Source organism: Loktanella atrilutea (assembly GCF_900128995.1).
Taxonomy (GTDB): Bacteria; Pseudomonadota; Alphaproteobacteria; order Rhodobacterales; family Rhodobacteraceae; genus Loktanella; species Loktanella atrilutea.
The window spans coordinates 479,442-501,609 of record NZ_FQUE01000001.1 but is presented as its reverse complement, the minus strand read 5'-3'; the positions used below and the strand labels follow the sequence as shown (position 1 = coordinate 501,609).

At 67.1% G+C, this 22,168-nt stretch carries 17 protein-coding genes and 2 riboswitches; of the genes, 5 read left to right on the top strand and 12 right to left on the bottom strand.

Going from position 1 to position 22,168, the window contains the following annotated elements:
• Positions 1 to 23: 23 nt before the first annotated feature.
• Both BUA54_RS02340 and BUA54_RS02335 read right to left on the bottom strand, forming a co-directional pair.
• The gene (locus tag BUA54_RS02340) at positions 24 to 1,304 is read right to left on the bottom strand and encodes a DUF3422 family protein (protein ID WP_072855579.1); all 1,281 of its coding nucleotides are present in this window, start codon (positions 1,302 to 1,304) and stop codon (positions 24 to 26) included.
• Between the two features lie 148 nt (positions 1,305 to 1,452).
• Positions 1,453 to 2,622 (bottom strand): type III PLP-dependent enzyme, encoded by a 1,170-nt coding sequence (locus BUA54_RS02335; RefSeq protein WP_143155325.1) that lies wholly within the window; start codon positions 2,620 to 2,622, stop codon positions 1,453 to 1,455.
• Positions 2,623 to 2,851: 229 nt separating this feature from the next.
• Here BUA54_RS02335 and BUA54_RS02330 point away from each other — a divergent pair, with 229 nt between their 5' ends.
• The gene (locus tag BUA54_RS02330) at positions 2,852 to 3,394 is read left to right on the top strand and encodes a pseudouridine synthase (RefSeq protein ID WP_072855577.1); all 543 of its coding nucleotides are present in this window, start codon (positions 2,852 to 2,854) and stop codon (positions 3,392 to 3,394) included.
• Between the two features lie 123 nt (positions 3,395 to 3,517).
• Here BUA54_RS02330 and BUA54_RS02325 read toward each other — a convergent pair whose 3' ends face one another.
• The 3 genes from BUA54_RS02325 to BUA54_RS02315 form a co-directional block, all read right to left on the bottom strand.
• Positions 3,518 to 4,165, bottom strand: a complete 648-nt coding sequence (locus tag BUA54_RS02325; RefSeq protein ID WP_072855576.1) for a hypothetical protein — start codon at positions 4,163 to 4,165, stop codon at positions 3,518 to 3,520.
• Positions 4,166 to 4,279: 114 nt separating this feature from the next.
• Positions 4,280 to 5,713, bottom strand: coding sequence for an NAD(P)(+) transhydrogenase (Re/Si-specific) subunit beta (locus BUA54_RS02320; protein ID WP_072855575.1), 1,434 nt, complete (start codon positions 5,711 to 5,713; stop codon positions 4,280 to 4,282).
• A 14-nt stretch (positions 5,714 to 5,727) separates the two neighbouring features.
• A complete protein-coding gene (locus BUA54_RS02315) occupies positions 5,728 to 7,302 on the bottom strand; it encodes a Re/Si-specific NAD(P)(+) transhydrogenase subunit alpha (RefSeq protein WP_072855574.1) in 1,575 nt (524 codons plus the stop codon).
• A 186-nt stretch (positions 7,303 to 7,488) separates the two neighbouring features.
• Between BUA54_RS02315 and BUA54_RS02310 the strand changes: the two genes are divergently transcribed.
• Positions 7,489 to 8,250, top strand: coding sequence for an SDR family NAD(P)-dependent oxidoreductase (locus BUA54_RS02310; RefSeq protein WP_072855573.1), 762 nt, complete (start codon positions 7,489 to 7,491; stop codon positions 8,248 to 8,250).
• A 239-nt stretch (positions 8,251 to 8,489) separates the two neighbouring features.
• Here BUA54_RS02310 and pepT read toward each other — a convergent pair whose 3' ends face one another.
• The 7 genes from pepT to BUA54_RS02275 all read right to left on the bottom strand — a co-directional run bounded on the left by pepT (position 8,490) and on the right by BUA54_RS02275 (position 20,181).
• The gene (gene pepT, locus BUA54_RS02305; RefSeq protein WP_072855572.1) at positions 8,490 to 9,749 is read right to left on the bottom strand and encodes a peptidase T; all 1,260 of its coding nucleotides are present in this window, start codon (positions 9,747 to 9,749) and stop codon (positions 8,490 to 8,492) included.
• A gap of 98 nt (positions 9,750 to 9,847) precedes the next feature.
• On the bottom strand, positions 9,848 to 11,074 hold the full coding sequence (locus BUA54_RS02300) for a D-amino acid dehydrogenase (protein ID WP_072855571.1): 1,227 nt from the start codon (positions 11,072 to 11,074) through the stop codon (positions 9,848 to 9,850).
• A gap of 59 nt (positions 11,075 to 11,133) precedes the next feature.
• Positions 11,134 to 11,219: riboswitch (glycine riboswitch) on the bottom strand.
• 5 nt (positions 11,220 to 11,224) lie between these two features.
• Positions 11,225 to 11,311: riboswitch (glycine riboswitch) on the bottom strand.
• 148 nt (positions 11,312 to 11,459) lie between these two features.
• On the bottom strand, positions 11,460 to 12,629 hold the full coding sequence (locus tag BUA54_RS02295; protein WP_072855570.1) for a beta-barrel domain-containing protein: 1,170 nt from the start codon (positions 12,627 to 12,629) through the stop codon (positions 11,460 to 11,462).
• Positions 12,629 to 14,875 (bottom strand): ATP-binding cassette domain-containing protein, encoded by a 2,247-nt coding sequence (locus tag BUA54_RS02290; protein ID WP_072855569.1) that lies wholly within the window; start codon positions 14,873 to 14,875, stop codon positions 12,629 to 12,631. The genes BUA54_RS02295 and BUA54_RS02290 overlap by 1 nt, the downstream gene beginning before the upstream one ends.
• Positions 14,872 to 16,203 carry a TolC family protein gene (locus BUA54_RS02285; RefSeq protein ID WP_143155324.1) on the bottom strand — a complete coding sequence of 444 codons (1,332 nt, stop codon included), beginning with the start codon at positions 16,201 to 16,203 and terminating at the stop codon, positions 14,872 to 14,874. The genes BUA54_RS02290 and BUA54_RS02285 overlap by 4 nt, the downstream gene beginning before the upstream one ends.
• Before the next feature lie 95 nt (positions 16,204 to 16,298).
• Positions 16,299 to 19,130 (bottom strand): BapA prefix-like domain-containing protein, encoded by a 2,832-nt coding sequence (locus BUA54_RS20770; RefSeq protein ID WP_072855567.1) that lies wholly within the window; start codon positions 19,128 to 19,130, stop codon positions 16,299 to 16,301.
• 121 nt (positions 19,131 to 19,251) lie between these two features.
• Complete coding sequence (locus tag BUA54_RS02275) at positions 19,252 to 20,181, bottom strand: YihY/virulence factor BrkB family protein (protein ID WP_084114010.1); 930 nt, start codon at positions 20,179 to 20,181, stop codon at positions 19,252 to 19,254.
• Between the two features lie 384 nt (positions 20,182 to 20,565).
• Here BUA54_RS02275 and BUA54_RS02270 point away from each other — a divergent pair, with 384 nt between their 5' ends.
• From BUA54_RS02270 to BUA54_RS02260, 3 genes are all read left to right on the top strand, one after another.
• A complete protein-coding gene (locus BUA54_RS02270; RefSeq protein ID WP_072855566.1) occupies positions 20,566 to 20,877 on the top strand; it encodes a hypothetical protein in 312 nt (103 codons plus the stop codon).
• A gap of 184 nt (positions 20,878 to 21,061) precedes the next feature.
• Entirely contained in the window at positions 21,062 to 21,697 is a 636-nt protein-coding gene (locus BUA54_RS02265; RefSeq protein WP_072855565.1) for a nucleoside/nucleotide kinase family protein, read from the top strand.
• A 67-nt stretch (positions 21,698 to 21,764) separates the two neighbouring features.
• Positions 21,765 to 22,112: a DUF4345 family protein gene (locus BUA54_RS02260; protein WP_072855564.1), complete on the top strand. Its 348-nt coding sequence runs from the start codon at positions 21,765 to 21,767 to the stop codon at positions 22,110 to 22,112.
• Positions 22,113 to 22,168 lie beyond the last annotated feature (56 nt).

Sequence of the window (22,168 nt, the reverse complement as noted above, 5' to 3'; positions counted from 1 at the left end):
TCCGATTTTTCTGGAAAAATCGGCTACTCCAGATGCCGCTTCAGGCGCTGGACCATCGCCCAGACGCCCAGCAGCACCACCGGCGTCACGATCGCGGCCAGTGTCGTCTTGCTGATGTCGAACCGGTATTCCAGCGGCCCAAGGACATACATCGCCAGCGACACCGCGTAATAGCTGATCGCCACCGTCGACAGCCCCTCCACCGTGCGCTGCAGGCGCAGTTGCGTGTCCGACCGCTTGTCCATGCTGGCCAGCAGGTCGCGGTTCTGGGCCGACCGCTCCACGTCGACCCGCGTCCGCAGCAGGTCGCCCGCCCGCAGTGCCCGGTCGCTCATCGCCTTCAGGCGGGCTTCCGTCGATTTCACCGTCCGCATCGCCGGATCGAAGCGGCGCATCATGAACTCCCCGAAGGTCTGCCGCCCCGCGAAACGCTCCTCGCGCAGCACCGCGATGCGCTGGTTCACGATCGTCTCGTAGGCCCCCGTCGCGCCGAAGCGAAAGGCCGACTGCGCCACGATGTTCTCCAGTTCCGACGACACGGTCAGCAGGTCCTGCAGCAGCGCCGCAGGCTCTCCCACCGGGCCGCACATCGTCGACAGCAGTGTCGTCAGCCGGTCGTCGATCGCCGCCATCTGGCGGCCGAGGCCCCGCGCCCGGCTCAGCCCCAGCATCGACATCGCCTTGTAGGTCTCGATCTCGCACAGGCGCTGCACCACGCGCCCGGTGCGCCGCTCGCCCGCCGCCTCGCGCGCGAAGACGGCAAAGCGCATGTGACCGCCGGTGTCGATCCGGAAGTCGGAGGCGATCACCAGTTCCCCGTCCAGCACCCGGCTGATCGCCAGGCTTTCCGGCACGAACCAGTCGTCGACCTTGCGCGCGATGCCCTCGTCGCCGTCCAGCGCCTCGATCCGGATCAGCGCGCTGGTGATCCGCACCCCCGGCGCCGCCCGCAGCCAGTCGTCCGGAAAGACCGAGAAGGTGCCCGCGTCGAACGGCCGGTCGGCGACCCCGGGCCCGAAGACGGTGAAGGTCACGAACTCCGTATGGCTCTCCCACTTCAGCAGGTGCTTGCCGATCTTGCCGGAATAATGCGTGGCCCCCGGCTGCGGATGCGGCGCCCCGAACCGGTCGAGCAGCGCCACCAGATGCGCCCGGTCCGCGTCCCGGTCCCGCCCGGCGGCATTCTGCACCGGCTTGATCGCAAGATAGGCGGCCCGCGCCGGTGCCAGAACAGAAGGGAACGGCCGCGCGTGCAGCTCGTTGGCCATGGCGTAGCGCAGGGGGTGGTCTTCGATCGCGGTCATGGGGCGCTGGCCTTCCGGGGTTGCCTGCGCGTCACCCTAGCCGGCTTTGCCACCGGGTAAACAGGAAAACTCAATGGCTGGAAACACTTAGCGGCGCACGATTGTATACCGTGCGCCGCCTGTCGTGACCCGGAAAGATGAAAAAGCCTTAGATCACAACCACATCCAGCGGCGGAAAGCCGTTGAAGCAGACCGAGGAATAGGTCGAGGTATAGGCCCCGGTGTTGCGGATCAGCACCCGGTCGCCCGCCTTCAGCGTCAGCGGCAGGTTCATCGGGCGCTTTTCGTAAAGCACGTCCGCACTGTCGCAGGACGGTCCGGCCATGATGCAGGGCCCGGTGGCGTCGCCGTCGCGGTCGGTCTCGAACTGATAGCGGATCGCCTCGCCCTCCGTCTCGGCCAGGCCGGAAAAGCGGCCGATCGACAGATAGACCCAGCGGTGCACGTCCCGGTCCGACTTGCGGCTGACCAGCATGACCTCGCAGGCGATCACGCCCGCCTCGGCCACCATGCCGCGGCCCGGCTCCGCCATGATGCGGGGGATGTGGCCGAACTTCTCTTCCACCAGCGCGATCACGCGGGACGCATAGACCGTCGGCGTGTCGATCGCCTCGCCGTAGAAGGCCGGAAATCCGCCGCCGATGTTCAACAGGGTCAGGTCGTGGCCCGCATCCTTCGCGGCTTTCCAGATCTCGGCCATCTGGTCCAGCGTCGGCGCCCACATCTCGGCCCGGCGGGTCTGCGATCCGACGTGGAACGAGAATCCGACCGGCACCAGCCCGACCTCCTTGGCATAGTCCAGCAGCACCAGCGCAAGCCCCGCGTCGCAGCCGAACTTGCGCGTCAGCGGCCAGTCGGCCTCCGAGGTTTCGACGATCAGGCGGATGTAGACGTTGGCACCGGGCGCGTGTTCGGCGATCTTGTCCAACTCCTCCTCGGCGTCGGCGGCAAAGAGCGTGATCCCCGCCCCATGCGCCCAGGCCACGTCAGCGGCGCGCTTGATCGTGTTGCCATAGGAAATCGTGTCCGGATGGGCGCCTGCGGCGATGCACATCTCGATCTCGCCACGGCTGGCGGCATCGAAGTGAGAGCCGAGCTGCACCAGACGCTCCAGCACCGGCTTCGCCGGGTTCGCCTTCACGGCATAGTGGATGTCCGCGTGACCCAGTCCGGCCTTCAGCGCGGTGTACTGTTCCTCGACCCGGTCGCAGTCGATCACGAGGGTGGGCTTGTCGAACTCCCGTCCCGCGACGTAGGCGTCCAGCTTGGGGGTGGCGACACGAACAGGCGCTTGCGCGCCAGCAGTTGATGCAATCATGGTCATCTCCAGTAGACCCGGCCATTGAAGGGGGACAACCCGCCTCGAGACCGCTCAGTTCCAAGGGAGACGTTACCGTCGCTGCATAACAATGCAAGGTGCAGGCCAGAGGCGCGTGCGTTGGCGTCTATGGGGGGCATTTGATGCAATCGCGGGGGCCGATCAAGAGGATAATCCGGATCGCGGCAAATATTTTGCACCCTGCCCCGGCACGGGCTAAACCGCGCTCATGCCGCGCCTGATCCTGTTCAACAAACCCTTCGACGTGCTGTCGCAATTCACCGATGCGCGCAGCCCGACACCCCGCGCCACCCTGTCGGATTTTATCGACGTGCCAAGGGTTTACCCAGCGGGCCGCCTCGACCGCGACAGCGAGGGGCTGCTCTTGCTGACCGACGACGGCGCCCTGCAGGCCCGCATCAGCAACCCCGCCTTCAAGGCGCCCAAGACCTATCTCGTCCAGGTCGAGGGCGACCCCGACGCCACCGCCCTATCCGCCCTCGCCAGGGGCGTCACGCTGAAGGACGGCCCGACCCGCCCGGCACAGGTGCGACGCATCGACACCCCCGCCCTCTGGCCCCGCGTGCCCCCCGTGCGGTTCCGCAAGACCGTCCCCGACACTTGGCTGGAACTGACGATCACCGAAGGCCGCAACCGTCAGGTCCGCCGCATGACCGCCCACGTCGGCCACCCCACCCTGCGCCTCGTGCGCTGGCGGATCGGGGACTGGTCGCTGGACGACCTCGCGCCGGGTGAATGGCGCGACGGCTAGATCGCTAGCCGCCGCGCGCGCAGCGGGCGCCCCCCAAATTTTCTAGAAAATTTGGAGACTCCGATTTTTCTGGAAAAATCGGCGGTGGAACGGCGGTACAGCGCGAAACGGCTCAGCCCCGCGTCACTTCTGTTCGGCGTAGATCGCGAGACTGCCGCCGTTCCGGCGAGCCCCTTGTGTTGCGACGAGATCGCCATCAACGGCGGTCAGCCCCTTCACGACGCGCGGCGTGCCGACGGCGGTAGCGCGCGTTCCGACGAACTGTCCATCCAGCCCGCCCGCGACATTGACGTCGCCGGTGCCCTTGATGGCCAGCGTGCCGGCATAGTCCGTGGTAAACCGGTTCGGACCCGCGGCACCGATTTCCGATGCCTTGCCACCGACGGCGACCTTTCCGTCGACGGCATAGGCCACCACGGGTTTGTTTGCGCCGACTTCCACCCCCTGAAAATTGTCGACGGTGCCGGTCACGCGGCCCGCGCCGAAGTCGGCGGTCATGGTGGCGTCGCCGATCATGTTCAGCCCCTTGGGATGAATCTTGGACGTGCGGTCCACCGTCAGTTCCGCGACGCCGCGAAAGCTGCCGGCCCCGGTCGTCGGCATTTCCTTGAAGGCGGTGCCGCCCAGATCGTCGACACGGGTCGCCAGCGCCGCCCCCGACAGCACCCGATCATTCAGCAGGTCGGTCGGCAGACGACCGTCGCTGCCGCCGCCACCGCAGGCGCTCAGAAGCAGAAGCGATCCCATGGCGGGAAGCACGAATCGAAACATTTAAAATTTCCTTAAAAGTTGTGTGCCCCGGTTCTACCAACCGTCCGCCGCGAAACGCATAGGGCCGGATCGAAACATTGCGTTTTCGATCCGGCGTGGCAATCCTGCCGCAGATCACTCGATCTTCGGCAAAAGCTCCTCCAGCGATTTCTTGGCGTCGCCGTAGAACATTCGCGTATTGTCCTTGTAGAACAGCGGGTTCTCGATCCCGCTATAGCCGGTCCCCTGCCCGCGCTTGCTGACGAAGACCTGCTTGGCCTTCCAGACCTCCAGCACCGGCATGCCGGCGATAGGGCTGTTGGGATCGTCCTGCGCGGCCGGGTTCACGATGTCGTTCGACCCGATCACGATGGCGACGTCCGTATCCGGGAAATCCTCGTTGATCTCGTCCATCTCCATCACGATGTCGTAGGGCACACGCGCCTCGGCCAGCAGCACGTTCATGTGGCCCGGCAGGCGCCCCGCGACCGGGTGGATCGCGAAACGCACGGTCTTGCCCTTGGCCCGCAGCTTGGTCACCAGCTGGCTGACCGCCTGCTGGGCCTGCGCCACCGCCATGCCGTAGCCGGGGATGATGATGACCGAATCCGCCTCGTTCAGCGCGGTTGCGACACCGTCCGCATCAATGGCGATCTGTTCACCCTCGACCGCCATTGCGGGGCCGGAGGTTCCACCGAAACCGCCGAGGATCACGCTGACGAAGCTGCGGTTCATCGCCTTGCACATGATGTAGCTCAGGATCGCACCGGAGGAGCCCACCAGCGCGCCCACCACGATCAGAAGATCGTTGCCAAGCGAGAAGCCGATCGCCGCCGCGGCCCAGCCGGAGTAGCTGTTCAGCATCGACACCACGACGGGCATGTCCGCCCCTCCGATCCCGGTGATCAGGTGATAGCCGATGAACAGCGCCGCCAGCGTCATCAGGAACAGCGGAAAGAAGCTGCCGCTGTTGAAATACCAGATGAGGCACAGCAGCGACAGCGCCGCGGCGCCCGCGTTCAGCATGTGACCCCCCGGCAGCTTCTTCGCCGCCGAATCGACGCGGCCCGCCAGCTTGCCGTAGGCGATCACCGACCCGGTAAAGGTCACGGCCCCGATGAAGACGCCAAGGAAAAGCTCGACCCGCAGGATGTTGATCTCGACCGGCGTCTTGTGCGCCAGCAGGGCGGCGAAGCCCTCCAGCGCCGCACGCTCCGTCGGCATCATGCCCAGCACGCGGTTCAGCTCGATATGCGCGATGTAGCCGACGAAGACCGCGGCGAGGCCGACGAGCGAGTGCATCGCCGCGACCAGTTCGGGCATCTGCGTCATCTGCACCTTGGTCGCCAGTTGATAGCCGATGACCCCGCCGCCCGCGATCAGGATGAGCGAGAGCAGCCACAGGCCGGACCCCGGCCCCATGAGTGTCGCAAGCACGGCGAGTGCCATCCCCGCGATACCGTACCAGACCGCGCGCTTGGCGCTCTCCTGCCCCGACAAACCGCCGAGCGAGAGGATGAAGAGAACTGCCGCGACGACGTAGGCCGCTGTTGTGAAACCGTATTCCATTTTTCTCTATCCCTTCAGGACTTCTGGAACATGGCAAGCATGCGCCGCGTGACGAGGAAGCCGCCAAAGATGTTGATGCCGGTCATGAACACCGCCAGCGCCGCGAGCAGGATGACGAGGAACGACCCCGACCCGATCTGCACCAGCGCACCGAGGATGATGATCGAGCTGATCGCATTGGTCACCGCCATCAATGGCGTGTGCAGACTGTGCGCCACGCCCCAGATTACCTGAAAGCCGATGAAGACCGACAGCACGAAGACGATGAAATGCTGCATGAAGCTGGCGGGTGCCACGAGGCCGATCGCCAGCAGGATGACCGCGCCCACGGCGATCAGGCCGACCTGCGTCTGCGTCTCCTTCCTGAAGGCCGCGATTTCGGTGCTGCGCCTCTGCTCCGGCGTCAGTTCCTTCGGCTTTTCCTTCTTGGGGGCCGCCGCGATGGCCGCGACCTTGGGCTTGGGCGGAGGGAAGGTCACTTCTCCGCCGTGGGTCGCCGTGGCACCCCGGATGACGTCGTCGTCCATATTGTGATTGACCACGCCATCCTTGGCCGGCGTCAGGTCGGTCATCATGTGGCGGATATTGGTGGCATACAGCAATGACGCCTGCGTCGCCATGCGGGACGGGAAATCGGTGTAGCCCACGATGGTCACGCCGTTGTCGGTGACGATCTTCTCGTCCTTCACGGTCAGCTTGCAGTTGCCGCCGCGCTCTGCCGCAAGGTCGACGATCACCGACCCGGGCTTCATGGATTTCACCATGTCCTCGGTCCAGAGCTCGGGTGCGTCGCGGCCGGGGATCAGGGCCGTCGTGATGACGATGTCCATGTCCGGCGCGATCTCGCGGAACTTCTTGAGCTGCGCTGCGGTGAATTCAGGCGAGGACACCGAGGCGTAGCCACCGGTGGAGGAGCCGTCGGTCTGTTCGCCCTCGAAATCGAGGAAGACGAATTCCGCCCCCATCGATTCCACCTGCTCCGCCACTTCCGGGCGCACGTCGAAGGCATAGGTGATCGCCCCCAGCGAGGTCGCCGTGCCGATGGCGGCAAGGCCCGCCACGCCGGCGCCGACGACCAGCACCTTTGCGGGCGGCACCTTGCCGGCGGCGGTGACCTGACCGGTGAAGAAGCGGCCGAAGTTCGCACCCGCCTCGATCACCGCGCGGTAGCCTGCGATGTTGGCCATGGACGACAGGGCGTCCATCTTCTGGGCGCGCGAGATGCGCGGCACCATATCCATCGCGATCACCGTGGCGCCCTGCGCGTTGGCGGCGTTCATCAGCGCCTCGTTCTGGCCGGGGTAGAAGAACGAGATCAGCGTCTGCCCCTCGCGCAGCAGCTTCACCTCGTCGTCCGAGGGGGGCCTGACCTTGGCCACGATGTCGGCCCCGGCGAACAGGGTCTGCGCATCGTCGACGACGGTGACGCCCGCCTCGCGGTAGGCGTCGTCGGTGAAGCCTGCCGCCATGCCGGCGTTCGTTTCGATCAGGCAATCGTGGCCCAGCTTCTGCAGATCCTTAGCCGAGGCCGGTGTCATCGCGACACGCGCCTCGCCCTGATACGTTTCCTTCGGTGCGCCGATTTTCACGCCGTGTCCCCCTGGTGTCAGCCCTGGACCTGCCGGTCCGCATTCACGCAACATTATTTCACGCGACCGGGGTTGCAAGGCCCTTTCGGGCCAGCCTGTCCTCGCGGCGGTCCAATCATTGGTATGACTTCCGCTTGCACCTGCCATGCCCCTCGCTAGCATCGGCCATGGCAAGCGGAGGATCACATGGAACATATCGGCAAGCACGCCCTCGTCACCGGGGGCGGCAGCGGCATCGGCCGCGCGATCGCAGAGGCGCTGGCGGATGCGGGTGCGGAGGTCACGATCACCGGCCGCCGGGCGGAGGTGCTGGAGGAGGCTGGACGCGGATCGAAGCGCCTGCACCCGCTGGTCATGGACGTGACCGACGCGGCGTCGGTGCGCGACGGGATCGCGGCAGCCGTTGCCGAAAGGGGGCCGGTCGCGATCTGCGTGGCGAACGCCGGCATCGCCGAGGGGGGGCCGTTCCTGAAGCTGTCGCTGCGGGACTGGCGGCAGACGATGACGACCAACCTCGACGGCGTGTTCCTGACCTTTCAGGCCGCCCTGCAGAGCCTGCCGGAGGACGTTCCGGGGCGCTACATCGTCGTCAGCTCCATCGCCGGGGTGCGGGGGCTGAAGAACGCGATTCCCTATACGGCGTCGAAACACGGCGTCATCGGGCTGATCCACGGGCTGAGCGAGGAGTTCATGTTCAAGCGCCCCGTCACCTTCAACGCGCTGTGTCCCGGTTATGTCGACACGGACATCGTCCACAACCAGCTGCCGGGGCTGATGCGCCGGTTCGACGTGGACCGCGACGCGGCGGAGGCGATCATCGCAAAGGGCAACCGGCACAAGCGGTTGCTGCAGGTGGACGAGACGACGGCGGCGGCGATGTGGCTGTGTTCGGACGCGGCGCGGAGCGTCAACGGGCAGTCGATCCAGATTGCCGGGGGGCAGGTCTGAGGAAGATACATTTCAAAAAGCAAATGTTTCGCATGCGATACATATTATGTAAAACGAGGGGTCTTTATTCATCTTTGTGAACAAAGACTTAAGGCCATGAAGACGGCGCGGCGGATCGGTGCCGCCTTTTGGCACGCGCGCGACGCCGGAAGGCGTTTTCCGACAGGCCCTTGGCCACGTGGAAGCGTGTCCTGCCGGACTGCCGCGGCCCGGAGGGGCGGCAGGCCGAAATGTCGCGGTCAGCGCGGTGTCGGGTCCAGTCGCGCAACGCCGGTGGCGAGGTTCAGGGCCACCTTGGCGGCCTTTGCCATGTCCTGCACCGACACCCATTCCAGCGGACCGTGGACGTTCTGCATGCCGCAGAAGATGTTGGGGCACGGCGTGCCGAACTCGGTCAGGCGCGACCCGTCGGTGCCGCCGCGGATCGCGCCGGTCAGGGGTTCCATTCCCGCGGCGCGCAGGGCGTCGAGGGCGACGTCCACCGGCGTCATGTCCTTTTCCAGCCAGTAGCGCATGTTGCGATACTGGTGGCTGATCTCGCAGGTGATGCGGGCGCGGGGTTCGGTCGCGGCCACCGTCTCGCAGACCTGGCGCAGCAGGGTGCCCTTGGACTCCAGCCCCGCCATCTCGAAGTCGCGCAGGATGAAGTGCATCTCGACCTCTGCCGCGCTGCCGGTCATCGACACGGCGTGGATGAAGCCATCGCGCCCTTCGGTGGTTTCGGGGGTCATGGTGACGTGGGGCAGCGTCATCAGGATCTTGGCGCCGAGGTGCAGGGCGTTGACCAGTTCGTCCTTGGCCGTGCCGGGGTGGATCGAGACGCCGGTGATCCGCACCACGCCCGCGTCGGCGGAGAAGCTTTCGTACTGCACCTCGCCCGGCGAGGAGCCATCGAAGGTATAGGCGAAATCGGCGCCGAGGTCGGCGGGCAGCTGCGGGGTAACGCCGCGGCCGATCTCCTCGTCCGGGACAAAGGCGAGGCGGATGGTGCCGTGCGGGATGTCGGGGTTGTTCAGCAGGTGCCGGGCGGCGGTCATCAGGACGGCGACGCCGGCCTTGTCGTCGGCCCCCAGCAGCGTGGTGCCGCTGGCGGTGACGATGTCCTCGCCCACCTTTTGCGCCAGATAGGGGAAGTCGTCGGGGGACAGGCGCAGGTCGGGGGCATCGGCAAAGCTGATGTCGCCGCCGTTGTAGCCGCGGTGGACAACGGGTTTCACGCCGGTCGCGTTGTATTGCGGCGCGGTGTCCACATGGGCGAGCCAGCCCATGACGGGCGCATCGACGCCCGGAGTGGCCGGCAGGGTCGCCAGCACGACGCTGTCCTGACTGAGGGTCACGTCCTGCGCGCCCATCGCCTCCAGCTCCTCGATCAGCAGGCGCGACATGTCGAGCTGGATCCGGGTGCTGGGGACGGAGGGGCTGTGCGCGTCGCTCTGGCTGTCGATGCGGGCGTAGCGGACGAGACGCTCTTCCAGTTCGGTGTCGAATTCGGTGCGCATGGGGGTTCCTGTCCTTGGGGTCTGGGGCGCATCTGGAGCCGGGCGCCGCGGCGTGTCAAGAAAGCGGGCCCGCCGTGCGGACGGCAGGCCCGGTGGCCTCAGGCCGGGATGTCGTCCCTGATCCGGTCGCCGATGATTTCCGCGGTGGCTGCAGAGAGGGTCCAGCCGAGGTGGCCGTGGCCGGTGTTGTAGAAGACGCCCGCACGCTTGCCGGGGCCGACCTTGGGCAGCATGTTGGGCATCATCGGGCGCAGGCCGGCCCAAGGCACGGCGTGTTCGGTGACGACGTCGGGGAAATAGTCCTCGACCCACCGCACCAGCGGGCGGACGCGGTCGTCGCGGATGTCCCAGTTGTAGCCGTTGAATTCCGCCGTGCCCGCGATGCGCAACCGGTCGCGACCGAGGCGCGAGGTCACGACCTTGGCCTTGTCGTCCAGCAGGCTGACCCAGGGGGCGGCGTCCCGGCTGGCGTCGTCGTCCAGCTTGACAGTGATCGAGTAGCCCTTGACCGGATAGATGTTCACCCGGTCGCCCAGCATCTTGCCGAACTTGCGGCTGGAGACACCGGCGCAGACGACGAGGGCGTCGAAGGGTTCGTCGAACTTCGCGCCCTTGTTGTCCTTCCAGTGGATGACGTGACCGCCGTCGCGGGCGGCGATTTTGGTCACGTCGGAGCTGTAGTGGAAGGTCACGCCCTTCTTGCGGCAGGCCTCTGACAGGCCGCGGCTGTAGAGGTGGATGTCGCCGGTGGCGTCCGACGGCGTGAAGAAGCCGCCGTAGAAATTGCCGTGGACGGCGGGTTCGATGGTCCTGATCTCCTCCGGCGCGACGGGGCGGCGTTCCAGACCGCCTTCGGCCAGCAGGGCGTTGACCTTCATCGCGTGGTCGTAGTCGGATTTCGTCTTGTAGACGTGCAGGATGCCGCGTTCCTCGATGTCGAAGGCGAAGCCTTCCTTTGCCGCGGTGGCGTGCAGGTGTTCGCGGGCGGCGATGGCGAGGCGGACGGTTTCGACGGTGTTCTTGCGGTAGTGCGGAATGTTGGCGACGAATTCCGCCATCCAGCTGTACTTGTGCCAGCTGGGCTTGGGGTTCACCAGCAGCGGGGCGCTGCGCTGGGTCATGTATTTGAGCCCCTTGATGACCGTGGACCACTGGTTCCAGACCTCTGCGTTGGAGGCGGAAAGCTGGCCGCCGTTGGCAAAGGAGGTATCCATCGCCGCATAGCGGTTCTGGTCGAACACGGTCACGTCGTAGCCCCGGTTCAGCAGGGCGTAGGCGGTCGTCACGCCGGTGACACCGGCGCCGATGACGGCAATTTTCTTCATCAGTCCAAGTTCCTTGCAGCAGATCGTCCCGGATACGGACCATCCGCACCGCGACCCCCTCTGTCATTGGACCTGAGAGTTTACAGGGTGGCCGCCCCGTTTTCCCCTTCGGTGGACCCCGCATGACGCGGTGCCGCTTTCCAGATCGTCCGCCGGCGTGCAGTCCTTTTGCCTGAGAGTTTCCGGGGGGTTGCTCCTTCGGCGCCGGGCGGACCCGGACTCTCCTGCACTGGCGTCTTGTGACAGGGGCTGGTTAGGTCCGAACGAAGGCTGCGGCAAGGGTGAATGCGCGTGCGCGGGGCGCTATCGCGCGGTGTGGCGAAGGTCGCCCGTTTTTCGGGCAGCCTGCGGCGATGCGGGGCGCCGTGGCGAAGGGGGGCGCCCCCTACTTCTCGTGCAGGGCTTCCTGGCTGCGGTAAAGCGGCTTGGTCAGGTAGTGCAGGATCGTCTTTTCACCGGTGTGAAGTTCCACGTTGGCCTGCAGGCCGGGGCGCATCTCGATCTTCTGCTGCCGCGCGCCGAGGTCGGTGTCGTCGACGCGGACGCTGACGCGGTAGTGCGGGTCGCCGTCGGGGCGGCGGTCGTCCTTGAAGGTGTCGGCAGAGACGTTCTGCACCACCCCGGTCAGGCTGCCGTAGATCGTGTAATCGTAGGCCGAGAGCTTGATCGTCGCGGTCTGGCCGGTGGTCACGTTGGCGATGTCCTGCGGCTTGACCCGCGCCTCGACATAGAGCGCGTCGTCGAGGGGGATGATCTGGAAGATCTCTTCGCCCGGGCGAATGGTGCCGCCGATGGTGGTGACGCCGAGGTTGTTGACCACGCCGCGCATCGGCGCGCGGATCACGGTCCGGTCGAGCTGGTCTGTGGCATAGGCGAGCTGCTGGTTCAGCTTGGCGATGTCGGCCAGCACCTCGGAATATTCGTTGGCGCGGGCGAGGTCGGCGCCGGTGACGATCTCGTTGTACTTGATCTCGGCGTCGGCAAAGGCCTTGCGGGCGCGGGTCGTCTCGGACAGGGACACGATTTCGCGCGCGAGCATGTCCTCCATGTCGTCGAGTTCGCGCTTCGATTCGGTCATGATGCGCTGGGCTCCGTCCACCTTGGAGGCGTAGTCGGCCTGCCGCGCGGCCAGCAGCTGACGTTCGGAGGCGACCATGTCGGGGGCGGCGTCGGCGATGTCGGAGGGGACCTCGAAATCGAAGAGGCCGGCCATCTCGGCCTCGAGCCGCAGGCGGCGGATGTCGCCGGCGGCGATCTGTTCGGAAAGATCGCCGACCTGCGCCATGAACTGCGTGCCCTGCAGCCGGGCGAGGACCTGCCCTTCCTCGACGGTATCGCCTTCGCCGACGAGGAGTTCGCCGAGGATGCCGCCTTCGAAGTTCTGGATGATCTGCGGGCGCGAGACGCTGGCGACCTCGCCGGGGGCGCGCACGATCTCGTCCACCCAGGCGAAGCGGGCCCAGAGGATGAAGAGCAGCACCGTGGCGCCGACCAGCCAGATGATCAGCGAGGGGCGGCGCATCTGGCCTTCGAATTCGTGATCGGCAAGGGCCATCAGGACGCCTCCTTGTTCATGTGGGCGATGACGTCGTCGCGGGGGCCGTCGATGGCCATGCGGCCGTTGTGCAGGACCAGCGTGCGGTCGGTCAGTTGCAGCAGCGCCATGCGGTGCGTGGCGATAACGGCGGTGCGCCCTTGCAGCCAGTCGGTCAGCCGCGAGACGAGGGCCTTTTCAAGCGTCTGGTCGAGGGCGGCGGTGGGTTCGTCCAGCAGGCAGACGGAGGGGTCCTGCAGCCAGAGCCGCGCCCAGCCGATCGACTGGCGCTGCCCGACAGACAGCCCTGCCCCGCCGTCACGGATCGCAAGGTCGAGCCCCTTGGGGTGGTTGCGGACGAACTGGCCGAGGCCACCGAAGTCGAGGGCTGCCAGCATGCGGTCGTCGTCGCGTTCCAGCTGGGTCAGGTTCAGGTTGTCGCGCAGGGTCCCGGCGAAGAGCTTCACCTCTTGCCCCAGATAGCCGACGCCGCGGCGCAGGTCGCGGGCCAGCACCTGCCCCATGTCGACGCCGTCGATCAGGACGCGGCCGGTGGTGGGCTGGTTGAGGCCCGAGAGGATCTTGAGCAGGGTCGATTTGCCGGACCCGTTGGCCCCCAGAACGGCGACGCGCTGCCCCGGCTGGATCGTCAGGTTGGGGATGTCGAGGGCGCGGGCGCCTTCGTCGTCGTAGGTGTAGGACATCTCGCGCAGGTCGAAGCGGCCGGTGATTTTTTCCCGGCGCAAATACGTGCGGTCCGCGTCGTGGTCCTGCGGGGACTGCACGATCTTGTCCAGCGCGTCGAGGGCGGCGCGGGTGTTGGCCCAGCGGGCGATGAGGCCGGCGAGGCCGTTCAGCGGGCCGAGGGTGCGCGAGGTCAGGATGCCGACGGCGATGATCGTGCCCACGGTGAATTCGCCCGCGAAGACGAGGAAGGTGCCCATGACGACGGCTGCGACATAGGTCGCCTGCTGCACGCCCTGCGCCCAGTAGGTCAGCGTCGTGGTCAGGCGCCGCTGTTCCGAGGTCGAGATGGCGGAAAGGCCGGTGAGTTCGGCCCAGATCCGGGCGAAGCGGTCCTCGGCCCGCTGCGATTTGATGGTGTCGGCCTCGAAGACCGCCTCTTGCAGCAGGCGAGAGGAGCGGGTGGAGGCGCCCTGCGTGGCGAGGGTGAGCTTCATCATCTTCTTCTGCGCCAGCAGCGACGGCAGCACCATGAGGACGCCGCCCGCGACCAGCACCCAGACGACGGGGCCGCCGATGGACCAGACGAGGGCGAGGAAGAGGAAGATGAAGGGAATGTCGGTGAGAGAACCGATGGTGGAGGCGGTGAAGAATTCCCGCACCGCGGAAAACTCGCGGAACGCCGAGAAGGTGGTGGAGGGCGCGTGCCCCGGCAGGCCGCCGCGCATGCCCAAGAGCTTGTTCATCAGCATGTCCTGCAGCCGCAGCTCGATCCGGCGGCCGGCGCCGTCCATCAGCCGGGCGCGGGCGATGCGCAGGCACGCCTCCATCAGCATGGCGACGCCGGCGCCGATGGTCAGCACCCAGAGGGTCGCGATGGACTGGTGCGGGATCACGCGGTCGTAGACCTGCAGCGAGAAGAGCGCCACGGCGACGGCCAGCAGGTTGGCGACGAGCGAGCCCAAGGCGACCTCTCCGATCACCCGGCGGAAGCTGGAGAATTCGGACCAGAACCAGTGGCCGGGTTTGGACTGGATCGCGTGGCGGCGGTTCAGCTCGGCGGCGGGGACTTCCGCGCGAATGATGCGACCGGTGAAATGCTCGACGAAGTCGGCCAGCGGCACCTCATCGCGGTTGTCGGCGGCGTCGGGGTCGTGGATCGTCACGGTGTCGCGGGACTGGGACAGGACCAGCACCAGCTTGTCGGATGTCAGGCGCGCGACGGCGGGCCAGTCGGCGGGCTTGGGCGGCAGGGCCGTGCGGGCGCCGGCGCGCAGGCCCGCGGATTCGAGGGCGGCGATCAGCGTCTCGGCCGGGAGGCCGGCGGAGGTGTCGTCGGTCTGGCGGTCGAGGATGTCGGTCGGCTTGAGATCGATGCCGAGGATGCCGGCGTAGGTCGCGATGACCGCCGCGCGGGCCTGCGCCGCGGCGCTGTCGCGGGGCGCGGCGACGGGGGCCGGTGCGGCGGCGACGGGCTGCGGCGGGGTGTCAGGGGCTGCGGCTGGCGACGGGGTGCCGCCGATGCGGGTCAGCCTGCCGCCGCGGGTCGCGGTCACGTCGAAGGCCAGCACGGGTCCGGTCATATCCTGTCTCCATCCACGAGAACGCCCTTGAGGGCGGCAATCTTCAGTTCGACACGCGCGACCTCGAACGGCAGGGCGGCGGCGGCGCGGCGCAGGTCGACGGCGGATTCGAAGACGCCGACGACATCGTTCACGCTGCGCTGGCCCGCCTTCTGCTGGGCCGCGAAATTGCGGTAGTTTTCCTCGGCGCCCTCGGCCAGCGCGGCGGTCTGGGCCTGCTGGCGCCGAAGCGAGGCGAGTTCGCCCTGCAGGGCGCGCAAGCTGCGTTCGGCGTCCTCTCGCGTCTGGGCCACACGGGCGTCGGCGGCGGCGGCCTGCTGGTCGGCGGCGGCCAGCGCCGCCCCGGTGCCAAGGCCGATGCCCTGATCCGCCTGCACGGTAAGCCCGGCGTCGGCGCCGTTCTTGTTGACGTTGCCCACGGCGGTCAGGCCGGGCAGGAAGCCGGCGCGGGCGGCGCGGGCTTCGGCCACGGTGCGGGTGGCTTCCGCCTCTGCCTTGACGACGGCGAGCGGTGTGGCGGTGAGATCGGTGGGCAGCGGCGAGATGCCGCTGACGCCGTCGAGCGGCGTGGCCGACATCGCGGCGAGTTCGGCGCGGGCGGCGGCCGCCGCCTCTTGGTCAGAGGCCATGTCGGACTGCATCTGGTTCAGCTTCTGCTGCACGACCATGCGGTCGACGCTGTTGGACACGCCGCCCTTGACCCGTTCGTCCATGATCCAGGCGAAGTGTTCCATGTCGGCCATGGCGTCGGCGTTGACCTTCGCGCGGGCCTCTGCCTTTTGCGCGGTCAGGTAGAGCGTCAGCGCGTCGGCGACGCGGGTGTTGGTGTCCTGGGCGAGGGCCACGGCGGCGACCTCGACATCGGCCTTGGCGTAGGCGCGTTCGGCCTTCTTGCGGCCGTTGTCGAAGACGACCTGTTCCACGACCAGCGATGTGACGATGGTGCCGAGCGAGGTCAGGGAGACCTGCGGCCCGAGCGTGGGAAGCCAGTTCTTGGACCGGGCCTCTGCCCGCAGGGTGGCGGCGCGCAGATCGGCCTCTGCCGCGCGGGCGTTGGCGGCCAGCACGGCGTCGGACACCTGGGTATAGGGGCCTTGCGGCAAGATCGAGCGGCGGGTCAGCAGGGTCGCGATGACCTCTGATTCCGTGCCGTCGGGGGTGGTGGTGTCGAGCGCCGGGGCGTTCGTGTCGGCCACGGGGGCGGGTTTGCCGAACCCCAGTGCGGAAAACGGCGAACGCGTCACGCCGTCCGGGCCGGCTGAACAGCCGCCCAGTGCCGCCACCGCGCAAAGCGCAATGAGGGTGTTCTTATGTGCCTGTGGTCTCACGTACTGTCCGCCCCGGATTTTTATTATGGTGGCATGTCCCCCCGCCGACGGGGACAAAGGGGGCGGGTCGTTGCCCACCCCCTTGGATCGCAGTGTCAGACGATGGATTGCGAGAACTGGATGTCGTGATCGATCTTGATCACCGTGTCTTCGCCGACGCTGTAGACATCGTAGGCCTGACCGTTGATCGTTTCCGTTCCGGTCAGCATGGCACTGCTTTCGATCCCGTGGAAGCTGACGATGTCGTCGGTGGCACCGTGGATCACCAGCACGTTGTCGTTGTCGGACAGCGCGTCGATGGTTGCCTTGGTCAGCGACAGGTTGGACTTGTCCGCGAAGGTCAGGTCGATGGCGCCGATGTTGAAGCCTTCGAGGCCCGGTGCGGTGATGTCCACGGTGTTGGTCGACTGTTCGTCCAGCACCAGAAGCGTCGCGCTGGTGTTGCCGTGATCGTCGGTCGCGTTGACGATCAGTTGCTTGCCGTCGACCACCGGACGATCGAAGCCGAATTCCAGCTCTCCGGTGCGGCCGTTGAAGTAACGGTCGCCGTCGTCGGCGATCTGGACGACCCCCGCCCCGCCGGAGGTGTAGGAGTAGACGTCGATCTCGGCCGGGTTGTCGTCGATGGCGATGTCGCGCACGCCGTTCTCGTAAAGGCCGATGCCCTCCATCCCGGGTGCTTCCGGCAGGACCGTGTCGACGACGAAGGTTTCCTCGATCGAGCGGGTGTTGCCGGCGGCGTCGGTGGCGTGGATGCCGATGACCGCATTGTATTCGCCGTCACGGATGTCGGCGGCGTCGAAGTGCACCGTCCATGTGCCGTCGGCGTTGACCGTCGCCTTCTCTTGAACGCCGTCGAAGTCGACCAAGACGGACGATCCGCGTTCCACGCGGCCGTTCAGGGTGATGCCCTGCGCGGCTTCCTGATGGTCGAGGACGCCGTCCCCGCCGACCTTGCTGGTGGTATTCAGCTGGTTGACCCAGGTGTCCATGCGGACCGTGCCGGTGGTCGTGGCGGTGTTGCCCGCCGCATCCGTGGCGACGACGTCGACGCGGACGTTCTGCTCGATATTGCCGGCGGGCAGTTCGTCGCGGCCGTAGGGCGAGGTCCAGTTGCCGTTCGCATCCGCCTTGGTCGTGTGGGTGGCGCCGTTGAAGGTCACGACCACGGTGGAGCCCGCGTCGGCGGTGCCGTGCAGGATCACGCCGTCCTTGGTTTCCTCGGCGTTCACGATGCCGTCGGGTCCGTCGACGTCGGAGGTGTCGATGGTCACGGCGATCTCGGTGTCGATCTTCACCGTGCCGGAGGCCGTGGCGGTGTTGCCCGCAAGGTCGGTCGAGACGGCGGTCACGGTCTGGACCATGCCCTCGCTACGGGGGATTTCGCTCTGGACGTAGGTGGTCGTCCAGATGCCCTGCGCGTTGGCCGTGACCGTGTGCGACGCGGCCCCCATGCTGACGACGACCGTGGCATGCGCCTCGGCGGTGCCGGTGACGGTGACGCCTGCGGTCCGTTCGGTCGCGTTCACGGTGTTGTCGCCGCCCGCGGGGATGCGGTCGATGGTGACGCCGGTGATCGTGTCGATTTCCAGCGTGTCGGTGACGGTGGCGGTGTTGCCGTGGGTGTCGGTCGCGGTGACGGTGATGTCGATCGCGGTGCCGAGGTCGCCCTGCGGCAGCACCCCGGCGGGCACGTCGAGCGTCCATGTGCCGCCGGTGACGACGGCGGTGTAGGAGGCGCCGCCGAATTCCACGACGACGGTAGAGCCGGGCTGCGTGGTGCCGTTCAGCACGACACCGTCCGATTCCTCGACGAAGTTCACGGTGCCGTCGGTTTCCACCTTGGAGGCGTCGAAGGTGACCATGGCCAGGGTGTCGACGTCCAGCGTGTCGGTGTCGGTGGCGGAGCCGCCCTCGTTGGTCACGACGACCTTGACGGGCAGGTCGTATTCGCCTTCGGGCAGCTGGCCGGCGGGGATGGTGGTGTGCCAGTGGCCGGTTTCGTCGATGGTGATGTCCACGACGACGGTGCCGACGGTGACGGTGCCGGTGGCGCCCGGCGTGCCGGTGCCGCCGATGTCGACGCCGTCGGAATAGTCCTCCTCGTTCACGACGGTGCCGTCAGTGCGGGTGCCCGTGGTGATCTCGACGACCGGCGGCTGCGGTGCGGGAGGCTCGACCGGGTCGGTCGGGTCCGTGGGATCGGTGGGATCGGTCGGATCGGTGGGGTCCGTGGGATCGGTCGGGTTGGTTGGGTCCGTGGGATCCGTGGGATCAGTCGGATCGGTGGGGTCCGTGGGATCGGTCGGGTCCGTGGGGTCGGTCGGATCGGTCGGGTCCGTGGGATCGGTCGGCGTGCCGCCGTCGCCGTCGCCCTCGTTGCCGCCGGCACCGCCGTCGCTGCTATTGCCGCCGCCCAGAAGCAGCGCGCCGCCGACGGCGGCCGCACCGGCCGCACCCCAGCCGCCAATACCGCCAAGACCGCCCATCAGGGGGGCCGCCATCATCGTGGCCTGCGGACCGCCGTCATCGACGGGCAGATCCGCGATCTGGGTGAAGTACAGTTCGTCGTTGGGGGACCATTTGCCGAAGCTGTCGCTGTCGACATACTGCGCCAGCATCAGGTTGCCGTCGCCGGGCACCAGCTGCACTTCGGCCAGCTGACCGCCAGAGGACAGGAACAGGTGGTTCTGCGCCTGCCCTTCGGGCGTGAAGAAGCCCTGGATGGTGATGATCTCGCCATCGACCAGCATCACCTGAAGCGCCTGACCCTGACGGGCGTAGGACAGAACGTGGCTGCGCTCGAGGTTCAGGGACACGTCCTGGCTCTGACCCACGATGATGTTCGCGTTCGCGCCCTTGCCGGACACTTCACCACGCTGCAAGCCGCCCGCATCATTGCGGACGACGAATTCAATCGCCGACATAAAACTACTCCGCCTCATTGCGCGCCCATCATGGGACGCATCATTTTGATTGCGGTCAGGTTAGCGCGGGGGTCGGTGATGATCCAGACGCAATGTGGCGGCGGTCATCGTATCGCGGCCTTCATGGTGACACATTTGCCGCAGGCTTCGGCGCGTCGTGCTGGCCGTCGACGTTGCCGTGAACCTGCAGGTTCAGCGCGGCGCCCAGCAAAATAAGGTAGGCGGTGATGTAGAGCCAGAGCAGCATGCCGATCACCGCACCGATGCTTCCGTAAACCTCGTTATAGTTCCCAAAATTTCCGAGATAATAGGACAGGCCGGCGGAGGCCACGATCCAGAGCACCACCGCGGTGGCCGCCCCGATGGTCATCCAGCGCAGCCGCGAGCCGCGCTGGTTGGGGCCGAAGCGGTAAAGCAGCGACAGCGCGGCGTAGAGCACGAAGAGTGCCACCAGCCAGCGGATCACCTCGAGGATCCATGCGGTGTTCGGGTCGATGTGGATGATGCGCATGACGATCGGGGCCACGATGACCGCTGCCATGGCAAGAATCGCGAGGGCGACCAGCGTGACCGTCAGCGTCAGGGCCACGATGATCTGCTTGAAGCCGTTGCGCGCGGGGCGGTTGGCGATGGCGTTCAGACCCTCCATCAGGCCCGCGACCCCTGCCCGCGCCGCCCAGAGCGCCAGCATCAGCGACACGCCGGAGGCGAAGCCCAGCGTGCCGGTCTGGGCGGCGAGCAGGCGGCCCATCTGGCCCACGAAGAGCAGGTAGGTCTCCTGCGGGATGATTTCCTTCATCAGCTCCAGCTGCTGCACGACGACGGTGGGATCGGCCAGCAGGCCGAAGATGGCGATGATCGCGGCGAGGGCCGGAAACAGCGCGAACATGCCGAAGAAGGCGACGCCGGCGGCGATGAGCGAGACGTGCCGTTCCGTCGCGGTAGTCCAGACGGCCATCAGCAGCGTCCAGAGCCGCCGGATGGCGCCCGGCGACGGACTTTTTGCGGTGGCGGAGCCGTGGCCCGCGCCGGACGGCAAGGTGTCTGTCATGCCCGAAAGCTAGGGCATGGCCGCCCCCCTGCCCAGCCGGTGCGACATCGTTGTCGGCGGTGTTACGCAAATGGCGCAGAATCAGAGGAGGGAATGACCCCTGCCGAGGCGGGACGCCTCTTTTGCCGGCACCCCGTCCGGATGTGTCCTGCAAGCGCTCGCAACCCGGAATTGCAGGCGATCGATAGGGCGACCGGCAATCAGGCGCCGATCACGCGAACGTGATCCCGGCTGGACGCGGCGGCAACGATTCGACCGCGCCGGAAGGCCGGCGGATGTTAAAACCGGCCCGCTGGCCCGGCCCTGGACGTCGTGCCGGATCACCGTGTCGTGGCCCGTGCCCTTCACTATCGACCACGTCAGTTCTTAACGAGAGGGACCACCATGACCACCACCTTGATCCGCGCCCTGAGTCTTGCCGCGGTCTGTGCCGCCGCCGCACCCGCCGCCTTTGCCGCCGGCGGCGAGCGCCAGACCCATGTCATCAACGCCGACTGCTTCCGCGGTCCCTGGGCGGAAACGATCTGGGATCGGCCGCAGGGCAGCTTCGTCACGGATCTGGTGGCCTATGGCTATGACTTCGCCAACGCCGAGGCGCTTGCCACGGTGATCTGCAAGGACGAGTCGCTGGTCAATGACCCGGAACGTCTGAAGGCGCGCGTCCTGTCCGAAATCGCGCAGATGCCGCCGCGCTGAGCCGCCCTTCCGGGGATCGCGTGTCGGTCCCCGGTCCGTGCCTTGCACTGCCGGGGTGTGTCATCGACGTCAGCGCCTTTGCGCAAAATGCACGCAGAGGCGGCATTTCCCCTCGCCTGACCGCCCGCCGCTGGCTAGCGTGACGGCAGAGATACCGCGGCAAACGCGGACGGCGAGGGCAGACGTGCAGAACATCACCGAACAGGTCAACCTGCTGGCGGAGCGTATTCACGAGATGCGCGAAACGCAGGAGCGCATCCTCGTGGGGATCGCCGGGGCACCGGGCAGCGGCAAGTCGACGCTGGCGTCCGAACTGGCGCGGCGGCTGAACCTGCAGCGCTGTCCCGCGATGATCGTGCCGATGGACGGCTTTCATCTGGACAACGCGGTGCTGGATGCCCGCGGGTTGCGGGGGCGCAAGGGCGCGCCGGAAACCTTCGACGCGGACGGGTTCCTGCACCTTGTCCGGCGCATGACCGAGGCGGTGGAGGTCGTGGCCCCGGTCTTTGACCGTGCGCGCGACCTGTCCGTCGCCGGCGCCGTCGTGGTGCCCGCGAACTGTCCCGTCATCATCGTCGAAGGCAACTACCTGATGTTCGACGAGATGCCGTGGGCCAATCTTGCGGACCTGTGGGACCTGTCGGTGCGGGTGGAGGTCGGTCTGCCGGAACTGCGCGCGAGGCTGATCCAGCGCTGGCTGTCGCTGAACCTGTCGCGCACCGCCGCCATGCGCCGGGCCGAAGGCAACGACATTCCCAACGCCGAGCGGATCATCATGCGCGCCCTGCCCTGCGACATCACGCTGCGCCCGCAGGACTGACCCGCCCCCTCGCCGTCGGCGCAAGACCCGCTAGGTCCATGCGCTGACACAGAGAAAGGTCGCACCGATGGATATTCTGAATTACCTCTTTGCGCTGGCCAGCATTGGCCTTGGTGCCGTGGGCTGGCTGGCGCCCGCCTATACGATGGACATGCTCGACCTGAAGAAGGGCGAGGGCAACATGGGGCCGAGCGAGATCCGCGCGGCGTCGGGTGCGCTGTTCGTGGGGCTGGGGCTGGGGGCGATCCTGATCGGCACGCCGGTCGCCTACGGCATGGTCGGCTGCGCATGGACCGGGGCCGCCGTGGGGCGGGCCACGTCGCTGGCGCTGGACGGGACCAGCAGCCTGAAATGGAAGTTCCTTGCCGCAGAGGTCGTGGTGGGCCTTGGCGCGCTGTGGGTCAACTTCGGCTGATCGGGCGGAAAACCCCGGTGGCGGTGGCGGGCGGCGCGCGCTAGGAAGAACCCGCC

Bases quoted from the DNA above. Each gene is read 5' to 3' on its own strand.
- BUA54_RS02340 (WP_072855579.1), bottom strand. From the start codon at position 1,304: ATGACCGCGATCGAAGACCACCCCCTGCGCTACGCCATGGCCAACGAG.
- BUA54_RS02335 (WP_143155325.1), bottom strand. From the start codon at position 2,622: ATGATTGCATCAACTGCTGGCGCGCAAGCGCCTGTTCGTGTCGCCACC.
- BUA54_RS02330 (WP_072855577.1), top strand. From the start codon at position 2,852: ATGCCGCGCCTGATCCTGTTCAACAAACCCTTCGACGTGCTGTCGCAA.
- BUA54_RS02325 (WP_072855576.1), bottom strand. From the start codon at position 4,165: ATGTTTCGATTCGTGCTTCCCGCCATGGGATCGCTTCTGCTTCTGAGC.
- BUA54_RS02320 (WP_072855575.1), bottom strand. From the start codon at position 5,713: ATGGAATACGGTTTCACAACAGCGGCCTACGTCGTCGCGGCAGTTCTC.
- BUA54_RS02310 (WP_072855573.1), top strand. From the start codon at position 7,489: ATGGAACATATCGGCAAGCACGCCCTCGTCACCGGGGGCGGCAGCGGC.
- pepT (WP_072855572.1), bottom strand. From the start codon at position 9,749: ATGCGCACCGAATTCGACACCGAACTGGAAGAGCGTCTCGTCCGCTAC.
- BUA54_RS02300 (WP_072855571.1), bottom strand. From the start codon at position 11,074: ATGAAGAAAATTGCCGTCATCGGCGCCGGTGTCACCGGCGTGACGACC.
- BUA54_RS02295 (WP_072855570.1), bottom strand. From the start codon at position 12,629: ATGGCCCTTGCCGATCACGAATTCGAAGGCCAGATGCGCCGCCCCTCG.
- BUA54_RS02290 (WP_072855569.1), bottom strand. From the start codon at position 14,875: ATGACCGGACCCGTGCTGGCCTTCGACGTGACCGCGACCCGCGGCGGC.
- BUA54_RS20770 (WP_072855567.1), bottom strand. From the start codon at position 19,130: ATGTCGGCGATTGAATTCGTCGTCCGCAATGATGCGGGCGGCTTGCAG.
- BUA54_RS02275 (WP_084114010.1), bottom strand. From the start codon at position 20,181: ATGACAGACACCTTGCCGTCCGGCGCGGGCCACGGCTCCGCCACCGCA.
- BUA54_RS02270 (WP_072855566.1), top strand. From the start codon at position 20,566: ATGACCACCACCTTGATCCGCGCCCTGAGTCTTGCCGCGGTCTGTGCC.
- BUA54_RS02260 (WP_072855564.1), top strand. From the start codon at position 21,765: ATGGATATTCTGAATTACCTCTTTGCGCTGGCCAGCATTGGCCTTGGT.